Here is a 15,607-nt window from a genome sequence, read left to right as displayed (position 1 = left end):
GCACCCTGTCAGTCGTCCGTCGCGGGCTCGACCTGCCCGCGGAGCCGGTCGACGACACTCGCCGGCATGACCGCCTCGGCGACCTCGAGGTCCCGCGGCGTGAGCACGTCGAGCGTCTGTCCGGCGAGAACGTACGTCGCGAGGACGACCACCGGCAACACGACGGCGACGACCGCGGCCGTCTCCACGACCGCGACGACCGCCCATCCGGCCGCGACCGCCGGCAGCCAAGCGAGAACGACCCGGCCGAGGTCGACCGTGAACGGGTGGATCCCGCGGAAGTAGTACACCTCCGCGAGCGCGGCGACCCCCGACAGCGTCAGCGCGAGAGCGGTGCCGACCCCCGCCCCGAGGATCCCGTATCGCGGCACGAGCGCCACGCTGAAGGCGACGTTCGCCACGAGCAGGAGCCCGGTGTTCACGAACACGAGCCGCGAGTGACCGAGCCCCTGGAGCAGTGCGCCGTCGGGGCCGCCGGCGGTGACGCTCACGAGGTAGCCGGCCACTAAGGCGACCACGACCCCGCTCGCGGCGGTGTACTGCGGGGTGAACACGAGCGCGAGGTACGTCTCGGCACCCAACACGAGGATCGCGGCGAACGGAAGCGAGAGGCCGAGCGCCCACCGCGTCGCGGTCCGGTACCGCTCCGAGACGGCGGCCCGGTCGTGTCTGGCCTCCGCGATCAGGGGTTTGAACACGGGCGCGAGCGACGAGAAGAAGACGAGCAGGTTCGCCGCCAGCATGTACCCGATCCGGTAGATACCCACGTCGTCGGACGCGAGGAAGTAACCGACGACGAAGTAGTCGACCTGGCCCATCACGACGTAGATCACGCCCGCGAGCGCGAGCGGCACCCCGTACCGAAGCACGTCCCCTGTCGGCGTGAACGAGACGGTTCCCCCTCTGAGCGCGTCCTGACGGAGGAGGAGGACGACGCCCAACGAGATCCCGACGACGAGCCCGATCACGTACCCGCCGACGACGCCGAGGAGGCCGAACCCGGCGAGCAACAGCCCGAGCGTGGCGACGAGCCGGACGGTCGGTCGGGTGAGATCCCGGACGTACACGCGGTACTTCAGCCGCTTGATCCCCCCGTACGACGCCATGAGCCCGTTGAACACCGCGAGCATCGGCAGCGCGACCGCGAGCAGCCGGAGCGCCGCCGCGAGTCCCGGCTCGTCGAACAGCCCCGCGAGCGCGTCGGCACTCAGGTACACCGCGATCCCCGTCGCCGTCGACGTCGCCAGAAGCAGGGCGAACACCTGGACGGTGACGCCGCGGGCCTTGCCGGGCTCGCCGCGGTCGAGATACTGGGGGACGAAGTAGTCGATCGCTCGGTGCAGCCCGGCGCTGGCGAACACCTGTGTGAGGTGGAGCACGGCCGTCGCGAGCACGAACAGCCCGTACACGCCGGGGCTGACGAGCCGCGTGATGACGGCGACGACGAGGAAGCCGAACCCCTTCTTTATCAGCTCCCCCGCGAAGGTGACGCTACCCTGTTGGGCCATCGTCTCCTCGGCGACGGTCGAGGACTGGACAGAGGTGTCCGTCGTGTCCTCGCGGGTCTCGATTGAGGGCTCCGAACCCGCGTTCGTCACCGTTTCCCTCGAGGAGTAGTCGGTCGACACCCGGTCACGGTCCGGTCAGTTCTCGGGTCGTCCGTGCCGGTCATCTCACGGGTTTCTGACGACGGCCGCCTCGTGGTCGACGACCTCGGCGGCTCGCTCCCCGACGTGGGGGAAGACGACGCGGAACGGCCAGCTGTCACCCGTGTCGACGCCGTCCACCTGTTCGACCGTGCTGTCCGCCACGTCCCCGTCCCCGTCGTGGAACTCGACGCGAACCTCCAAGTACGCGATCTCGACGTCTCGCGTCCGCTCGACCGTGCCTTCGGCGGCGACGGTCTCCTCCTCCGTGCCGGCGTGCTCGCGGACGAGCTCGCTCTCGACGACTCGCGCGGGCGGGTCGACGAGCTCCTCCGCCGGCCCGTCGCTACACCCGGCGACCGCGATCGGCGGGAGCGTGGCGGCCACCGACGCGAGCAGGCGACGCCGATACATACTCCCACCTCGTCGGGACGACCAATAAGGGTCCCGCCGTGTCGCCGCCCGCCGCCGTTAATGCCCGCCGTGTCGCCGACCCCCATCCGCGTCGGCGTTGCCGTCCGCGTCGGTACCGATGTCGACATCGGCGGCGTCGTCGTTTGCGGGGACCGATCCGGCCGTGATCCGGGCGAACCCCGCGAACAGCTGGGTCGTCCGCGCGTCCGGACATCGGTCGTGAACGCGACGATGGGCCGCGAGCGCCCGCCGGTCGAGCCGTTCGACCGCCGACTCGCTGGGCGGTCGTCGCGTGTGCCCCCCGGCCGACGGCGGCGCTGCGGTCCGCACACCAGCCGCGAACAGGGGGTTCAGGAGGCGGCCGACCGGACGAGTGCTCCGTGCGAGTCCGGCGACACAGACCCGCCCGGCAGGCGCGCTCTCTAACGAGCCGGCAGCGACGAGGCGACACCAGTCGTCGACCGCTCCCGCGGGGTCGTCGAGCATCCCCGTGAGGAACGTCGCGAGCACGCCGTCAACGTCACGCACTTCGACGCCAGTCGCGCCGGCAGTCGCCCGTGACGGCGCTCCCGATCGGAGCGGCGGTCGCGTCGCGTCCGCGCGGGCGACGTGGACGTTCTCCCAATCCGCCCGGTCGATCCGCTCCCGGGCCCGTGTGAGCACCCCCGTGGAGACGTCGAGGCCGATCACGGTTCCACCCGGGCCGACCCGCTCACGAAGCAGCCCCAGGTTCGCCCCCGTGCCACACCCCATCTCGACGACGACGTCGCCGCGATGCGGGTCGAGCGCGTCGACAACCCGTTCACGGAGCCGACCCACGAGCGGCGTGTCGCTCGCGATCCGGTCGTACCAGTCGGCGTATCGGGTGTAGAACGCCGCCGCTTCGCGTCCGCTCATATGGCGTCTCTCCGTCCGTCCGAGTCATAAACCCCGGTCACCGACCGGCTGCGTCGGGGTCGTCGCGGGTCACATGGAGGTCGTCGTCGACGGTCCAGACCGTCCCGTCGGGGGACTCGAAACGCACGCCGTCGGGACCGGGCGTCGTGTCCCACGCCATCACCTCGGCGAAGCGGTCCCACCCCGGGTCGAGTCCGCGCTCGGCGAAGAACCCAGCCATCGGACCTCGGTCGGCAGTGACGTGAAGCGGATGGCTGACGCGTCGTTGTCCGCAGTGATCACAGGAGAGCTTCACCAGTCCGTCGTGGGTGAACCGGCTGTCGCCGCCGTTGCCGGTCGAGTCACGGTCGTACCCCGGCATCAGCGTCGCGGTCACGCCGTGGCCGCACTCCGAGCAGAAGCCGCCGGCCATGGTTCGGAGGTGTTGGTCGACGATCGCGTGTGCCCGCTCGAAGGCGGTATCGATCCCGATCCCTCGAACGCCCGACGGTGGATACGAGATCGCCGAAACCGTCCCCGTCGGAACCAGCTCGTGGTCGACGAGGCCGTCACACTCCCGGCAGCGGGTCACCATGTAGCCGCCTCGATAGGCGGTCTCGAGTCCTCCACCACACCGGTAGCAGGTCCGGTCGATCGGTTGCGTGTCGACGCTCGCGTCCGACGTGAGGACCTCCCGTCGCCGCAGGCGAACGACCTCCCGCCCCGGCTCGGCGAGCCGGTATCCATCGTCCGTCTTCGTGACGAACCGGTCCGTGAGCCGATCGAGGTGGTAGCTGAACCGACCGCTGTCATCGACGCCGACGTCCGACTTGATCGTCGAGTACGTCGCGTCGTCGGCGAGTGGACCCGGCTCGACGGTGCGCTCGTACAGCGAGTCGAGGATCGCGAGTCTGACATCGCTGTCGAGTGCGGCGAACGCAAGCGCGTCCCGAGGCTTCCCCCCAGCGGTGGCGTCCATCGCATGTACGATACAGCAGTAATGGTTTAGGTATTTTGTTCTCACTGACAGGAAAACACATCATCGAGCCATCCGGTTCGCCATGCTCCCGCCGTGTGAGCCGCTCTCGACCAGGTGTACCGGGATCGTTCGTCTTCGATCGTGTTCGACTCGACCGTATGGCTTTTTCCGGGGCTCCGTCGAATCGAGGGCATGCGCAACGCAAAGATCGTCTGTACCCTCGGTCCGGCCTCGGACGACCGGGACACGATCCGGGAGCTCGCGGCCGCCGGGATGTCGGTCGCTCGACTCAACGCCAGTCACGGGACGACCGATCACCGCGAGACGGTCATCGAGCGCGTCCGCGACGTCGACGACGCGATCGACGACCCGCTCGCCGTGATGGTCGACCTGAAGGGCCCCGAAGTGCGGACGGCCGAGACCGACGAGCCGACGAACGTGGTCACCGGCTCGGAAGTGACGTTCGTCGCCGGCGACGACGCGACGCCGGAGCGGATCGGTCTGACACACACGATCTCGGCGGCGGCCCCGGGCGACACGGTGTTGCTCGACGACGGTCGGATCGAGTGCCGGGTCGAGCGCGTGACCGACGACGGCGCGGTCGTCGCGACGGTCGTCTCGGGCGGGAAGCTCGGCTCGCGAAAGGGCGTCAACCTGCCGGGCGTCGCCATCGACGTCGACCTGGTCACCCCGGCGGACGAGGCCGAGCTGCGGCTCGCGGCCCGTGCCGACGCCGACTTCGTCGCCGCCTCTTTCGTTCGCGACGGCGACGATGTCTACCGAATCGCCGACCTGTTGGAGGAGTACGGCGGCGACGACATCCCCGTCATCGCCAAGATCGAGCGGGCGGGAGCCGTCGAGAACCTGGAGGGGATCGTCGAGGCCGCCGACGGCGTGATGGTCGCCCGCGGCGACCTCGGCGTCGAGTGTCCGCTGGAGGACGTTCCGATGATCCAGAAACGCATCATTCGGACGTGTGTGAACGCGGGCGTTCCGGTGATCACGGCGACGGAGATGCTCGATTCGATGATCCACTCGCGGCGACCGACCCGCGCGGAGGCGTCCGACGTCGCCAACGCGGTCCTCGACGGCACCGATGCCGTGATGCTCTCGGGCGAGACCGCGATCGGCGATCACCCCGCCCGCGTCGTCGAGACGATGGACCGGATCGTCCGCGAGGTCGAGACCAGCGACGAGTACGCCGAGACCCGCGAACAACGGGTTCCGACGGCCGCCGAGGGGTCACGGACCGAGGCGCTCGCACGCTCCGCACGGTATCTCGCGCGCGACATCGGCGCGTCGACGGTCGTCGCGGTCTCGGAGTCCGGGTTCACCGCCCGGAAGACGGCGATGTTCCGGCCCGGCGTTCCCGTGGTCGCGACCACCCCGAACGACCGCGTCCGCCGCCAGCTCGCGCTCTCGTGGGGCGTCCAGCCGGTCACGACCGAGTACGCCAACGACATGGAATCGGTGCTCGACAACGCGGTCGACGCCGCTATCGACACCGGCGCGGCCACCTCCGGCGACACGCTCGTCGTCCTCTCCGGGATGCTGACGGAGCTCGAGGGGACGAACACGACGAACACGCTGAAGGTCCACGTCGCGGCCGAAACGCTCGTCACCGGCAAAGCGGTCGTCGCCGGGCGGGCCGCCGGGCCAGTGCACCGCGTCACCGACGGCGACCTCGGGGCGGTCCCGGACGGCGCGATCGTCGCGCTCGCCGAGGGGTTCGACGCGGAGTTCGAGGGCGACCTCGACCGGATCGGCGGGGTCGTCGACGCTCGCCCGGGGATGACGGGCTACCCCGCGGTCGTCGCCCGCGAGCTCGGCGTGCCGATGATCTCCGGTGCGACGCTTCCCGAAGGTGTCGCCGAGGGGGATATCGTCACCGTCGATGGCGAGCGGGGGGTCGTGTACGACGGCGACGTCGTCACGCCGGGCCGGCGTCGGTAGGTCTTACGCTGGGGCCGGCGTCGATAGTGCGCGTCGGGATGTCGACTCCGCTTGGGCCCGGACGCCGCGCCCGGCGCACGGGGCGCCCGATCGGCCTCACCCGCCAGCCCTTTATTCGGAACCGGCATAGAGACCTCCATGAGCCGCGACAGCGACGACGACGTGCGGAGCCGGGCGAACGAGGTCCGGGAGTCACGCGGCGACGAGGGCGAGGACGGGGCGGACGATGATGAGCCCGCCGACGGCGAGGAGAGCGAGTGGCGCTTCGCGGTCGACGACGTGGGCCCCGACGGGGTGACGGAGGACACCGCCACGCCGCGCGCGGAGCCCATCGAACCGGGGTCGATCGAGCTCGAACACGCCGTTTTCGTCGCGCTCGGCGTCGCACTGACGGTTGGCGTGTTGGTGTTCGGGTTCTGATCGGCCCGTTCCCGACCGTTCGGCGCGACCGATCTGCGTGCCACAGCTTATTCACTTCGCAGCCGTAGACACACGTATGGACGTGCTCCTGCAGGCCGATCTGTTCGGCCCCGAGACCCTCCCGCTGCTGTTATTGACGGCCGGGTTGCTGCTCTCGATGGCCGAGGCGCTCGCGCCGGGCGCGAACTTCATCGTCGTCGGCATCGCGCTTATCGGGGCCGGCCTCGCCGGGGTGGTGTTGGCGACGCTGGGGGTGGCTGGGACGCTCCTCACCCTGTTGATGGCGGTGTTCACGCTGCTGTTCGGCGCGGCCGCGTTCTACGGCTACCACGAGTTCGACCTCTACGGCGGGAAGGGCCAACAACAGACCAGCGACAGCGACAGCCTGAAAGGGCAGATGGGAACCGTCACCGAGCGCGTGACGACCAGCGGCGGTCAAGTGAAGCTCCGAGGCGGTGGGTTCAACCCCTTCTACTCGGCCCGTTCCATCGAGGGGACCATCGAGGAGGGCGAGGAGGTGATGGTCGTCGACCCCGGGGGCGGCAACGTCGTCACCGTCGAGTCGCTCTCCTACGTCGAAGACGACATCGATCGCGAGCTCGCAGCCGATCGGGCGCGCAAAGAGGCCGAGGCAGCGGCCGACGACGGCGGTAAACGGGAGCGGGCGGCCGACGACGACGCGGGTGAGCAGGAGGCGGCCGACAACGCGGAGCCGCACCTCGAAACCGAGCGGAACGACCGCGACTGACGATCCGGATCGACTCGCGACTCGACTCCGACACGCGACCGAAACGGTCGTGAGGCCGCGCCCGGAACCCCCGGTATGACGAAGTGGTTCCACAGCGGACGACGCCGGGACTGCTGTGCGCTGTTGTACGAGGCCGGCGAGCTGCGCGCACAGACGCTTAAAAACCGGCTGGAGACCCACTACGACGCGCGGATCGACCCGCAGTCGTTTTATGCGACCCTCTCGGCGCTCGTCGACTCCGGGTACCTCGTCCGCCGAACGGAGGGGATCGCCGACATCTACGCGCTCACCGACGCCGGCGAGGCAGCTCTGCTCGACCACTACGACTGGCTCTCGGACCGGATCGATGGCGGACGGGCCGCACAGGACGGGTTCAAGCGGGAGAGCTCCGAGGGAGACGGCGACGACGGGGCGTGAGGTCGAGAAAGTTTCTAAAAGATTAATAATGAGAACGCGTTTGCTTATTATATGACCGTCGTCAGCGTGTCGATGCCAGAGGAGCTGTTGAACCGGATCGACGAGTTCGCGGACGAACACGGCTACACCGGGCGTAGCGAGGTCGTCCGGGAGGCCTCCCGCAACCTGCTCGGGGAGTTCGAGGACGCGAAACTGGAGGACAGGCGGCTAATGGCCGTCGTCACGGTGCTGTTCGATTACGAGACCACGAGCGTCGAGGAACGGATGATTCACCTCCGGCACGAACACGAGGGGCTCGTCGCCTCGAACTTCCACAGCCACGTCGGCGGCCAGTACTGTATGGAGCTGTTCGTCCTGGAGGGGTCGCTGGAGGACATTTCCACCTTCGTCGGGAAGATCCGGGCGACGAAGGACACCCTCACGGTCGATTACAGCGTGACGCCCGTCGACGAGTTCGGGAGCGGGCCGCTCGCGGCCGCGGCGGCGAACGCCGGCGGCGAAGGGCACGGCCACGGTAACGCCCACGGCCACGGCGACGGCGACATGCCCGACAACACCGGAGGCGGCGACAACACCGGGGCCGGCGACGACCCCGGGACCGAAGACTGAGCGCGCGACCGTTCACGGCGTCAGCGACCGGTCGCCGAGGCGTCGCCGATCACCCACGCCAGCGCGACGGAAACGCCGACCGCGTAGCCCGCGAGGTGCGCGAACACGTTGCTTCCGAGCGGCACGATCATCAGCGACCCGACCACGCCAGCGACGGCGACACTCGCCCCAGTAACGTACAGCAGCTCCCGCGACGGCGGGAGGTCGAGTCCGGCGATCCGGGGCCGGCCGACACGGGTGAGCAGGGAGACGAGGGCGACGAGGGCGACGACCGCGAAGGGGAACGCGACCGTCGGGGACGGCGGGAAGTAGCCCGCGCCGCTCGGCGAGAGGAAGACGACCGCCAGCGACCCGAAGACCACGACCAGCGACCACCGCGCGTCGATCCCGGGAGCCGCGGAGGGCGTCGACCGGACGACGGTCACGGACTCCGCCCCCGTAGACCGATCCCGCGGCGCGGCCTCCGCCGAAAGCGCCGCGAACCAGACGACGATCAGATAGCCGAGGAACGCGCTGTTCACGTCGGAGAACCCGGCCGCCGGGGCGTCGAGCGCGCCGCCGAACGCGAGCAGCGTCGCCCACGCGGAGACGAACGGGACGAGCGCCACGTAGGCCACGGTGGCGTACAGCAGCCGCCGGCGCCATCCGGCGACGACGGAGAGGGGGTAGGCGACCGCGAGCACCAACCAGTAGTTCAGGACGTTGTCGAGGAGGTGACCCGTCTCCGTGTGGACGAAACTGGAGGCGAAGGCGGTCCACAGCGTCCATCGACTCTCCAGGATCCCCGTCGCGGACAGCGAGAGCGCCCACCCACGGCTTTCCGGCAGGGCCGCGACCGCGACGAGCAGCGCCGGGAGGGGGAGGGCGACGAGCAGGAGCTCGCCCGGGGGTCGCGATCGGACCGCTCGCGAGAGCGCGGCGAACAGCCCCCTGACCGACGGCGGCTCCTCGGGGCGGTCGACACTGTCGCCGTCCGCACCGCCGGCACCGTCGTCCGACCCGGTCTCGTCCACGGGAGACCTCATACGTCGGCTACGGGGTACCCAGCAAAAGGCGTTCGGCGAGCGTCACCGGCGGCCACGTCCGCTCTCGGTCGATCCGTCCGCCCCCGTCGTGGCGGGACTACAGCTGTGAGGCCGCGACGGTCCCGAGCGCCGACGCGAAATCCTCGGCGGTGATCGACACCTCGTCCGCGTGGTCGTTGGCGGCCTCGCCGTGTTCGTCCGCGACCCGCTCGATCGCGGTCATCGCCGCCTCCCGACAGACGGCCGCGATCTCCGCGCCGGAGTACCCCTCCGTCTCGTCGGCCAGCTCGTCGAGGTCGACGCCATCGGCGACCGGTTTGTCCCGGGTGTGAACCGCGAACACCTTCCGGCGCGCGTCGCGATCGGGCTCCGGCACCTCGATGTGGGTCTCCAACCGCCCCGGGCGCAACAGGGCGGGGTCGAGCGCGGACCGCCGGTTCGTCGCCGACAACACCACCAGGTTCGGGTTGTCGCTCGCGCGGTCGAGCTCCGTCAGCAGCTGCGAGACGACGCGATCGCCGACGCCGGAGTCGCCCCCGCCCGCGGCGTCGCGATCGCTCGCAACCGCATCGATCTCGTCGAAGAAGACGATCGCGGGGGCGGCCTGCCGGGCGCGGTCGAACAGGTCACGGACCGCTTTCTCGGACTCGCCGACGTACCGGTCGAGCAGCTCCGGGCCCGCGACCTGAATGAAGTTGACCCCGCTCTCGCCGGCGATCGCCCGCGCGAGTAGCGTCTTACCCGTCCCCGGCGGCCCGTGGAGGAGGATCCCGGTCGGCGGGTCGGCGTTGGCGGCGTCGAACAGCGGCCCGTACGTCAGCGGCCACGTCACCGCCCGCTCCAGTTTCTCCTTCGCTTCCGGGAGGCCGCCGACGTCGGAGAAGTCGGTGGTGGGCTGTTCGGCGACGTACTCGCGCATCGCGCTCGGCTCGACCGCGGCGTGGGCCGCCTCGAAGTCGGCTTTCGTCACCCGAACGTCCGCGAGCGCGGTCGCGTCGGTCTCGCGGGCGCGACGGAGCGCGGTCATCGCGGCCTCTTGGGTGAGCCCCTCGATATCGGCCCCGACGAACCCGTGTGTCCGGCTCGCGATCCGGTCGAGGTCGACGTCGTCAGCGAGCGGCATCCGCCGGGTGTGGACGTCGAGGATCTGTCGCCGGCCGGCCTCGCCGGGGACGCCGATCTCGATCTCGCGGTCGAACCGCCCGCCACGGCGCAGGGCGGGGTCGAGGCTGTCGACGCGGTTCGTCGCGCCGATAACGATCACGTCGCCGCGGGCGTCGAGCCCGTCCATAAGCGAGAGCAGCTGGCCGACCACGCGGTTCTCCACGTCGCCGCCGTCGTCGCGCTTGCCAGCGATCGAGTCGATCTCGTCGAAGAAGACGATCGCCGGCGACTCCTCGCTCGCCCGGTCGAAGACGTCGCGCAGGCGCTCCTCGCTTTCGCCCTTGTACTTCGACATGATCTCCGGGCCGTCGACCGTGATGAACGTCGCGTCCACCTCGTTGGCCACCGCGCGGGCGATCAGCGTCTTCCCGGTGCCCGGGGGGCCGTACAACAGCACGCCCTTCGGCGGGTCGATCCCGAGCCTGGTGAACACCTCCGGCTCGGAGAGCGGGAGCTCGATGGTCTCACGGACCAGCTCCAGCTCCTCGTCGAGCCCGCCGATGTCCTCGTAGGTCGCCCCCGCGGTTCGCTCGGCAGGCGGCCCCGCGTCGTCGCCGGCGGCGACCCCGTCGATTCCGGGCGTGCCGGCCCGACCGTCCCGACCGCTCCGCGTCCCGTCGGTCTCCCGGGCGTCGCGCGTCGGCGTCGACCGACCCGCGCCGTCGTCGGCACGGCCCCCGGCGACCCCCGCGTCGTCAGCCGAGCCGGATCCCGCGTCACCCTCGGTGTAGACGACCTCGACGTCAGTCGACGACGACACCCGGACGGTGCCGGTGGGGTCGGTTCGCTCGACGACGAACCGGAGGCCGCCGAGCCGCTCGACGTGGACGGCCTCGCCGGGCGTGACCGGACGGTCGCGGAGGTCGCGGGAGAGCGCGCGCTCGACGACATCGCGGCTCACGTCCACGTCGGCGAGCGCCGCCGGGGCGGCGAGGACGACCCGGCGAGCGTCGCCGACCTCGATCGGGCTGACGGTGACGCTGTCGCCGACCTTCACGCCGGCGTTTGCGCGGGTGTCGGCGTCGATGAGGACGGTTCCGTCACGGGCGTCCGCGCCGCCGGGCCACACCTTGGCGACGGCGGCGCGTTCGCCCTCGATCCGGATGGTGTCGCCGCTGAGGAGGCCGAGTCGCTTGCGGGCGGTTTCGGGGAGCCTGGCGATACCGCGGCCGGCATCGCGCTTCTCGGCGGCACGCACCGTGAGCGTGACGCCAGTGGTCTCGTTCATACGTCACGTTCCGGCCCCTGACTCTTTACCCTTGTCCGCGGGCTCGCGTCCCGCGCTCGCCTGCCCGACCGGAACCCCCTTACCGTGTGGGACCGGGAATGACCCCATGCAACCGACAGGCGACCTCCGCGGCGATGCCGTCCACGTCGGCGGCGACGCCCGCCAGCGCTTCTACGACTCGCGCGGCTACGGGCGTCCGCTGGAAGGGAACGCCATCGCCCTCTCGCGGGTCGAGGCCGCCCACCTGCTGTTCCGCGGCGACCTCGCCGGCGTCACGCTCGACGCGAACGGCGGCGGTTCGGGGGCCGGAGACACCGTCGGCTTCGAGCGCTTCTTCGTCGACAGCGCGGCGGCCGTCGAGCGGTTCGCGGTACGGTACCTCGTGTACGCGGATCTTCGCGACCGCGGCTTCTACCTCTCGCCGGCCCGCGACCCGTGGCCCGGCGGCGACGCCGACGTCGCGGACGCGGTCGACCTGGTCGCCTACGAGCGCGGCGCGACGCCGGACACCGGAACCGTCCACTACGCGATCCGGGTCGTCGGCGAGCGCGAGGCGGTCCCCGCGAGCGGGCTGGCCGGGCAGACGCTCGCCGTCGTCGACGAGGAGAGCGACATCACCTACTTCGGGGTCGACCGGCCCGCGATCGACGGCGCGACCGACTACGAGCCGCCGGCGGACGTCCGAGGAGTGTTACTCTCCGACCGGGTCGTCGTCTGGGACGCGCCAGACGGCCTGTACGAGCGCGGGTTCTACGGGCAGCCGTTGACCGGGCGGGCCGCCGCCGTCGAGGGCGTGCTCCAGCTGTCGCTCTTGGAGGCCGCGTCGCTGGCGGCTGACGACCGACTCGGGCTCGACGAGGTCGTCGAGACCGGGGACGGGGCGGCGGAGAGCGAGAGCGACACCACCGCAGCCATCGTCGCCCGCGGTCGAGCGGTCGAGGGCGACCGGTTCGACCGGCGGCTGGCGACGTACCGCGACCTCCGGGATCGGGATGCGGTCCCGAAAACCGGGTTCAAGTTCGGCGCTGATTTCCGGACGTACCTCGACGTCGAGACCGTCGAGTCGCTCCCGCACTCCGAGCATCTCGTCCGGGTGGTCGAGCCGGGGCACGCGTTCGCACCGCGGGAGCTCTCGCTCGACGTCCGGCTCGCCGGCGGGGTCCGCAAACAGCTGCTGTTCGCGCTGACCGACGGAACGGGACCGATAGAGTGGCTGTCCGTGGGGCGGTTGACGCCGTGACGCTCGCGTTCTGGGTCCTCGTCGCCTTCGCGACGGTGACCTGTCTGTTCATGGCGTGGTCGCTCGGCGCGAACAGCAACTCGCCGCCGTTCGCGCCGGCGATCGGGGCGAACGCCGTGTCGACGATGCGGGCGGCGTTCCTCATCGGGCTCCTCGCGGCCGCAGGCGCGCTCACACAGGGCGGGGCCATCTCCGAGACGGTCGGTGCGGACCTGATAAACGGCGTCCAGATCACGCCGCTCGCGGCGACGACGGGGTTGCTCGTGGCCGCGTCGTTCATGGCGTTTGGCGTGTACAGCGGCTACCCGGTTCCCGCGGCGTTCGCGACGACGGGCGCGATGGTCGGAGTCGGGCTCTCGCTCGGCGGTGACCCCGCCTTCGACACGTACCGCCGGATCGGGACGTTCTGGCTCATGGTCCCGCCCGTCTCCGGCGGACTGGCGTACCTCACCGCGACGATGTTGCGGCGCGACGACGTGCCCGACACCGTCGGGGTGCCGCTGCTCGCGGGGATCGTCGCCGGTATCCTCGCGAACGTCCGGCTCGGCGTGATCCCCCATCCGACCCGCGCGCAGGGATCGGTCGCGGAGTGGGTCTCGCGGGCGGTCGGGCGGGGGATCGACTTGCCGAGTGTGGCCGGCGTCGACCCCGCTATCGTCCTCGTGACGCTCGCGTTCGCGGCAGTGGGCTTCCGGTTCATCCGTCGCCGGACGCAGGCCTCCGTCGACCGCGGGATCCGGACGTTCCTGCTGTTGCTCGGGAGCGTCGTCGCGTTCTCCAGCGGCGGAAGCCAGGTCGGGCTCGCGACCGGGCCGCTGGAGAACCTCTACGGCGCGGAGCTCGGATTGCCCGCCATCGTGCTGCTCGCGGTGGGGGCGACCGGGATACTCGCCGGGGCGTGGATGGGCGCGCCACGGCTCCTCCAGGCGACCTCGCGGGAGTACGCGCAGCTCGGGCTCCGGCGGTCCATCGCCGCGCTCGTTCCCGGATTCATCATCGCGCAGGCGGCGATCACGCTGGGGATCCCCATCTCGTTCAACAACATCATCATCTCGGGCGTGATCGGCGGCGGCCTCGCCGCCGGCTCCGCCGGCGTCTCCCGCCGGAAGATCGGCGTGACGCTCGCGTTCTGGGTGATCACGCTCGTCACCTCGATCGCTATCGGGTTCGGCCTCTACCGAGCGTTCTCGACGCTGCTCGGGACGGCGTAGGGCGTGACGCCGGATCCGGACGGAGAACGATCGAGCGCCGAGAGCGTCGATGGCGATCGTCCGACCGAACCGTCCGTTCGTGTCGACTCTGCCCCTCGATCGCTCGACGGAGACGGGTCCCCGACCGCTTAGGCCTCCGTTCGTCCGATGGAGATGCCGACGAAGAGACCCCCGAACCCGAGTACGATCGCCCCGATCGCTCCGCCGGGCGCGAAGGTCGCCGCACCGATGATGGCTCCGGCCGTCAGGCCCATATAAACCGGCTGAGACGCGGTAACGGGGATCGCGTCACGTGACTGAAGCATCGAGAGACCGCCGACGAGCCAGAGCAAAGCGAGGAACCCGAACCCCAGTATCGTCGGTTGAACGGCGTCGAACATGGTTCGCAGTATAGTATATGCTCACGAACACTTCGTTCTGACGGAGAGCGGGATACGTCCAGCCTGAGTACCCAGAGTCCGGATCTCAATCTCGTATCGACCGGAACGCATCGGACCGAAACCCACCGCGACTCCGTTTCAACTGGGAGCGGAAGTGATCCTCCCGGATCGATAGCAACGACATCATTTAAAAGGACTGTGAGCGGCTGCGACGGTTGTTTATAAACAACTGCGGTGGCGTGCGCCTGCGAGCGCCCGATACGGGCGCGAGCAGTCCGCGCGAGGGAGCCCGGAACGGCGCGCTCGCAAGCGCCGTTCCGGCGAGGCTGGGGAGGTGTGAGGTGCGGGCCGGTTGTGGTGCAGGGTGGGACTCAAAGGGGCAGCCTGCTCCGGGAAGACGGGTGAGGTAAGCACTGGAACGGGCGAGCCTCGCGAGCCCGTTCCAGCGCGCAGCGAGCCCCTCGACCGGAGCAGGCTGGGGCTTTGGACGTACCCACTGTCGATCCACCAGGTATCACTTATAAGCGAGTCCTTCGACCGGAGCAGGCTGGGGCTTTGAACGTGTTCACCGTCGATCCGTCACGGATCACTGATGGCTGAGTGGCTGACGCTTCGAACGGCCTCACCACGCTACCAACCGTTTATAAAGGCCGCTAGCAGCGTCGTTCGACCACGTATAAGCGACGCGACAACCACTCGACGATACGTACTGCCGAGATCGACCACGAGAACGTTCGCGCCGCTCAATCGTCGTGCCGGACCACCGTCACCGTCACGTCCGCGCCGCCGACGACGGCGGTCGCGACGGTACCGAGGAGCCGTCGCGCGATCGACCCGGAGTCCCCGCCGTGACCGCCCATCACGACGTGGTCGACTTCACGCTCCGCGACGGCATCGAGGATCGTCTCGGCCGGATCACCCGTGTCGACGATCGTTTCGACCGTCCGCCCCTCCGCGGCGGCTCGCTCGGCCGCTCGATCGACCAGTCGCTCGGCGCGCTCGCGGGCGGCCGCCACGCGCTCGTCGTCCGGCTCTAAGATCCCGCCTTCGACCATGCCGGCGTCGAGCGGCGTGACGACGTTCAGCACCGTCACCCGACAGTCGAACGTCGCGAGCGCGTGCGACAGCGCCTCGTCGGCCAGCGGCGAGCCGTCGAGCGGGACGAGCACGTGGTCGGGCCGGGTCATACACGGGGGTCGGGCCGCGGGCAATATAAACCTCCGCGGGTCGTCCTCGCGCGTGGCCGTCCTCCCGCCGCGCGGTCAGCGTCCCGGCGCGTGGTCGACGGTCCCCGTGA

15 protein-coding genes are annotated in these 15,607 nt (G+C 70.2%); 7 read left to right on the top strand and 8 right to left on the bottom strand.

Annotated elements, in window-relative coordinates:
• Positions 1 to 8: 8 nt before the first annotated feature.
• The 4 genes from ACZ5TV_RS09230 to ACZ5TV_RS09215 all read right to left on the bottom strand — a co-directional run bounded on the left by ACZ5TV_RS09230 (position 9) and on the right by ACZ5TV_RS09215 (position 3,915).
• Entirely contained in the window at positions 9 to 1,598 is a 1,590-nt protein-coding gene (locus ACZ5TV_RS09230) for a flippase (RefSeq protein WP_379783354.1), read from the bottom strand.
• A gap of 75 nt (positions 1,599 to 1,673) precedes the next feature.
• Positions 1,674 to 2,060: an FxLYD domain-containing protein gene (locus ACZ5TV_RS09225; RefSeq protein ID WP_464383737.1), complete on the bottom strand. Its 387-nt coding sequence runs from the start codon at positions 2,058 to 2,060 to the stop codon at positions 1,674 to 1,676.
• Positions 2,061 to 2,117: 57 nt separating this feature from the next.
• On the bottom strand, positions 2,118 to 2,957 hold the full coding sequence (locus tag ACZ5TV_RS09220; RefSeq protein ID WP_464383736.1) for a class I SAM-dependent methyltransferase: 840 nt from the start codon (positions 2,955 to 2,957) through the stop codon (positions 2,118 to 2,120).
• A gap of 37 nt (positions 2,958 to 2,994) precedes the next feature.
• A complete protein-coding gene (locus ACZ5TV_RS09215; protein WP_379782955.1) occupies positions 2,995 to 3,915 on the bottom strand; it encodes a DUF7351 domain-containing protein in 921 nt (306 codons plus the stop codon).
• Positions 3,916 to 4,107: 192 nt separating this feature from the next.
• Between ACZ5TV_RS09215 and pyk the strand changes: the two genes are divergently transcribed.
• The 5 genes from pyk (at position 4,108) to ACZ5TV_RS09190 (ending at position 8,062) form a co-directional block, all read left to right on the top strand.
• Positions 4,108 to 5,868, top strand: a complete 1,761-nt coding sequence (pyk, locus tag ACZ5TV_RS09210; protein WP_464383735.1) for a pyruvate kinase — start codon at positions 4,108 to 4,110, stop codon at positions 5,866 to 5,868.
• A gap of 138 nt (positions 5,869 to 6,006) precedes the next feature.
• Complete coding sequence (locus ACZ5TV_RS09205) at positions 6,007 to 6,288, top strand: DUF7312 domain-containing protein (RefSeq protein WP_379783338.1); 282 nt, start codon at positions 6,007 to 6,009, stop codon at positions 6,286 to 6,288.
• A gap of 76 nt (positions 6,289 to 6,364) precedes the next feature.
• Positions 6,365 to 7,036: an NfeD family protein gene (locus ACZ5TV_RS09200; RefSeq protein ID WP_379783340.1), complete on the top strand. Its 672-nt coding sequence runs from the start codon at positions 6,365 to 6,367 to the stop codon at positions 7,034 to 7,036.
• A 75-nt stretch (positions 7,037 to 7,111) separates the two neighbouring features.
• Entirely contained in the window at positions 7,112 to 7,453 is a 342-nt protein-coding gene (locus tag ACZ5TV_RS09195) for a PadR family transcriptional regulator (protein ID WP_379783342.1), read from the top strand.
• A gap of 51 nt (positions 7,454 to 7,504) precedes the next feature.
• Positions 7,505 to 8,062, top strand: coding sequence for a CopG family ribbon-helix-helix protein (locus tag ACZ5TV_RS09190; protein WP_464383734.1), 558 nt, complete (start codon positions 7,505 to 7,507; stop codon positions 8,060 to 8,062).
• Between the two features lie 20 nt (positions 8,063 to 8,082).
• Here ACZ5TV_RS09190 and ACZ5TV_RS09185 read toward each other — a convergent pair whose 3' ends face one another.
• Both ACZ5TV_RS09185 and ACZ5TV_RS09180 read right to left on the bottom strand, forming a co-directional pair.
• Positions 8,083 to 9,087, bottom strand: coding sequence for a hypothetical protein (locus tag ACZ5TV_RS09185; protein WP_464383733.1), 1,005 nt, complete (start codon positions 9,085 to 9,087; stop codon positions 8,083 to 8,085).
• Positions 9,088 to 9,184: 97 nt separating this feature from the next.
• Positions 9,185 to 11,479, bottom strand: coding sequence for an AAA family ATPase (locus ACZ5TV_RS09180; protein ID WP_464383732.1), 2,295 nt, complete (start codon positions 11,477 to 11,479; stop codon positions 9,185 to 9,187).
• Positions 11,480 to 11,585: 106 nt separating this feature from the next.
• Between ACZ5TV_RS09180 and endA the strand changes: the two genes are divergently transcribed.
• Together endA and ACZ5TV_RS09170 are read left to right on the top strand one after the other, a co-directional pair.
• A complete protein-coding gene (gene endA / locus ACZ5TV_RS09175; RefSeq protein WP_464383731.1) occupies positions 11,586 to 12,719 on the top strand; it encodes a tRNA-intron lyase in 1,134 nt (377 codons plus the stop codon).
• Positions 12,720 to 12,769: 50 nt separating this feature from the next.
• Complete coding sequence (locus tag ACZ5TV_RS09170) at positions 12,770 to 13,930, top strand: anion permease (protein ID WP_464384337.1); 1,161 nt, start codon at positions 12,770 to 12,772, stop codon at positions 13,928 to 13,930.
• A gap of 128 nt (positions 13,931 to 14,058) precedes the next feature.
• Here the strand turns inward: ACZ5TV_RS09170 and ACZ5TV_RS09165 are convergent, their stop codons facing one another.
• Entirely contained in the window at positions 14,059 to 14,310 is a 252-nt protein-coding gene (locus tag ACZ5TV_RS09165) for a hypothetical protein (protein WP_379782911.1), read from the bottom strand.
• 743 nt (positions 14,311 to 15,053) lie between these two features.
• Positions 15,054 to 15,497 carry a universal stress protein gene (locus ACZ5TV_RS09160; protein ID WP_464383730.1) on the bottom strand — a complete coding sequence of 148 codons (444 nt, stop codon included), beginning with the start codon at positions 15,495 to 15,497 and terminating at the stop codon, positions 15,054 to 15,056.
• Positions 15,498 to 15,607 lie beyond the last annotated feature (110 nt).

The sequence above is a fragment of the Halorubrum tibetense genome (assembly GCF_055396225.1).
This window is presented reverse-complemented; position numbering and strand designations above follow the sequence as displayed.

Bases quoted from the DNA above. Each gene is read 5' to 3' on its own strand.
- ACZ5TV_RS09165 (WP_379782911.1), bottom strand. From the start codon at position 14,310: ATGTTCGACGCCGTTCAACCGACGATACTGGGGTTCGGGTTCCTCGCT.
- ACZ5TV_RS09170 (WP_464384337.1), top strand. From the start codon at position 12,770: ATGGCGTGGTCGCTCGGCGCGAACAGCAACTCGCCGCCGTTCGCGCCG.
- ACZ5TV_RS09160 (WP_464383730.1), bottom strand. From the start codon at position 15,497: ATGACCCGGCCCGACCACGTGCTCGTCCCGCTCGACGGCTCGCCGCTG.
- ACZ5TV_RS09180 (WP_464383732.1), bottom strand. From the start codon at position 11,479: ATGAACGAGACCACTGGCGTCACGCTCACGGTGCGTGCCGCCGAGAAG.
- pyk (WP_464383735.1), top strand. From the start codon at position 4,108: ATGCGCAACGCAAAGATCGTCTGTACCCTCGGTCCGGCCTCGGACGAC.
- ACZ5TV_RS09225 (WP_464383737.1), bottom strand. From the start codon at position 2,060: ATGTATCGGCGTCGCCTGCTCGCGTCGGTGGCCGCCACGCTCCCGCCG.
- ACZ5TV_RS09195 (WP_379783342.1), top strand. From the start codon at position 7,112: ATGACGAAGTGGTTCCACAGCGGACGACGCCGGGACTGCTGTGCGCTG.
- ACZ5TV_RS09185 (WP_464383733.1), bottom strand. From the start codon at position 9,087: ATGAGGTCTCCCGTGGACGAGACCGGGTCGGACGACGGTGCCGGCGGT.
- ACZ5TV_RS09220 (WP_464383736.1), bottom strand. From the start codon at position 2,957: ATGAGCGGACGCGAAGCGGCGGCGTTCTACACCCGATACGCCGACTGG.
- ACZ5TV_RS09215 (WP_379782955.1), bottom strand. From the start codon at position 3,915: ATGGACGCCACCGCTGGGGGGAAGCCTCGGGACGCGCTTGCGTTCGCC.
- ACZ5TV_RS09205 (WP_379783338.1), top strand. From the start codon at position 6,007: ATGAGCCGCGACAGCGACGACGACGTGCGGAGCCGGGCGAACGAGGTC.
- ACZ5TV_RS09190 (WP_464383734.1), top strand. From the start codon at position 7,505: ATGACCGTCGTCAGCGTGTCGATGCCAGAGGAGCTGTTGAACCGGATC.
- ACZ5TV_RS09200 (WP_379783340.1), top strand. From the start codon at position 6,365: ATGGACGTGCTCCTGCAGGCCGATCTGTTCGGCCCCGAGACCCTCCCG.
- endA (WP_464383731.1), top strand. From the start codon at position 11,586: ATGCAACCGACAGGCGACCTCCGCGGCGATGCCGTCCACGTCGGCGGC.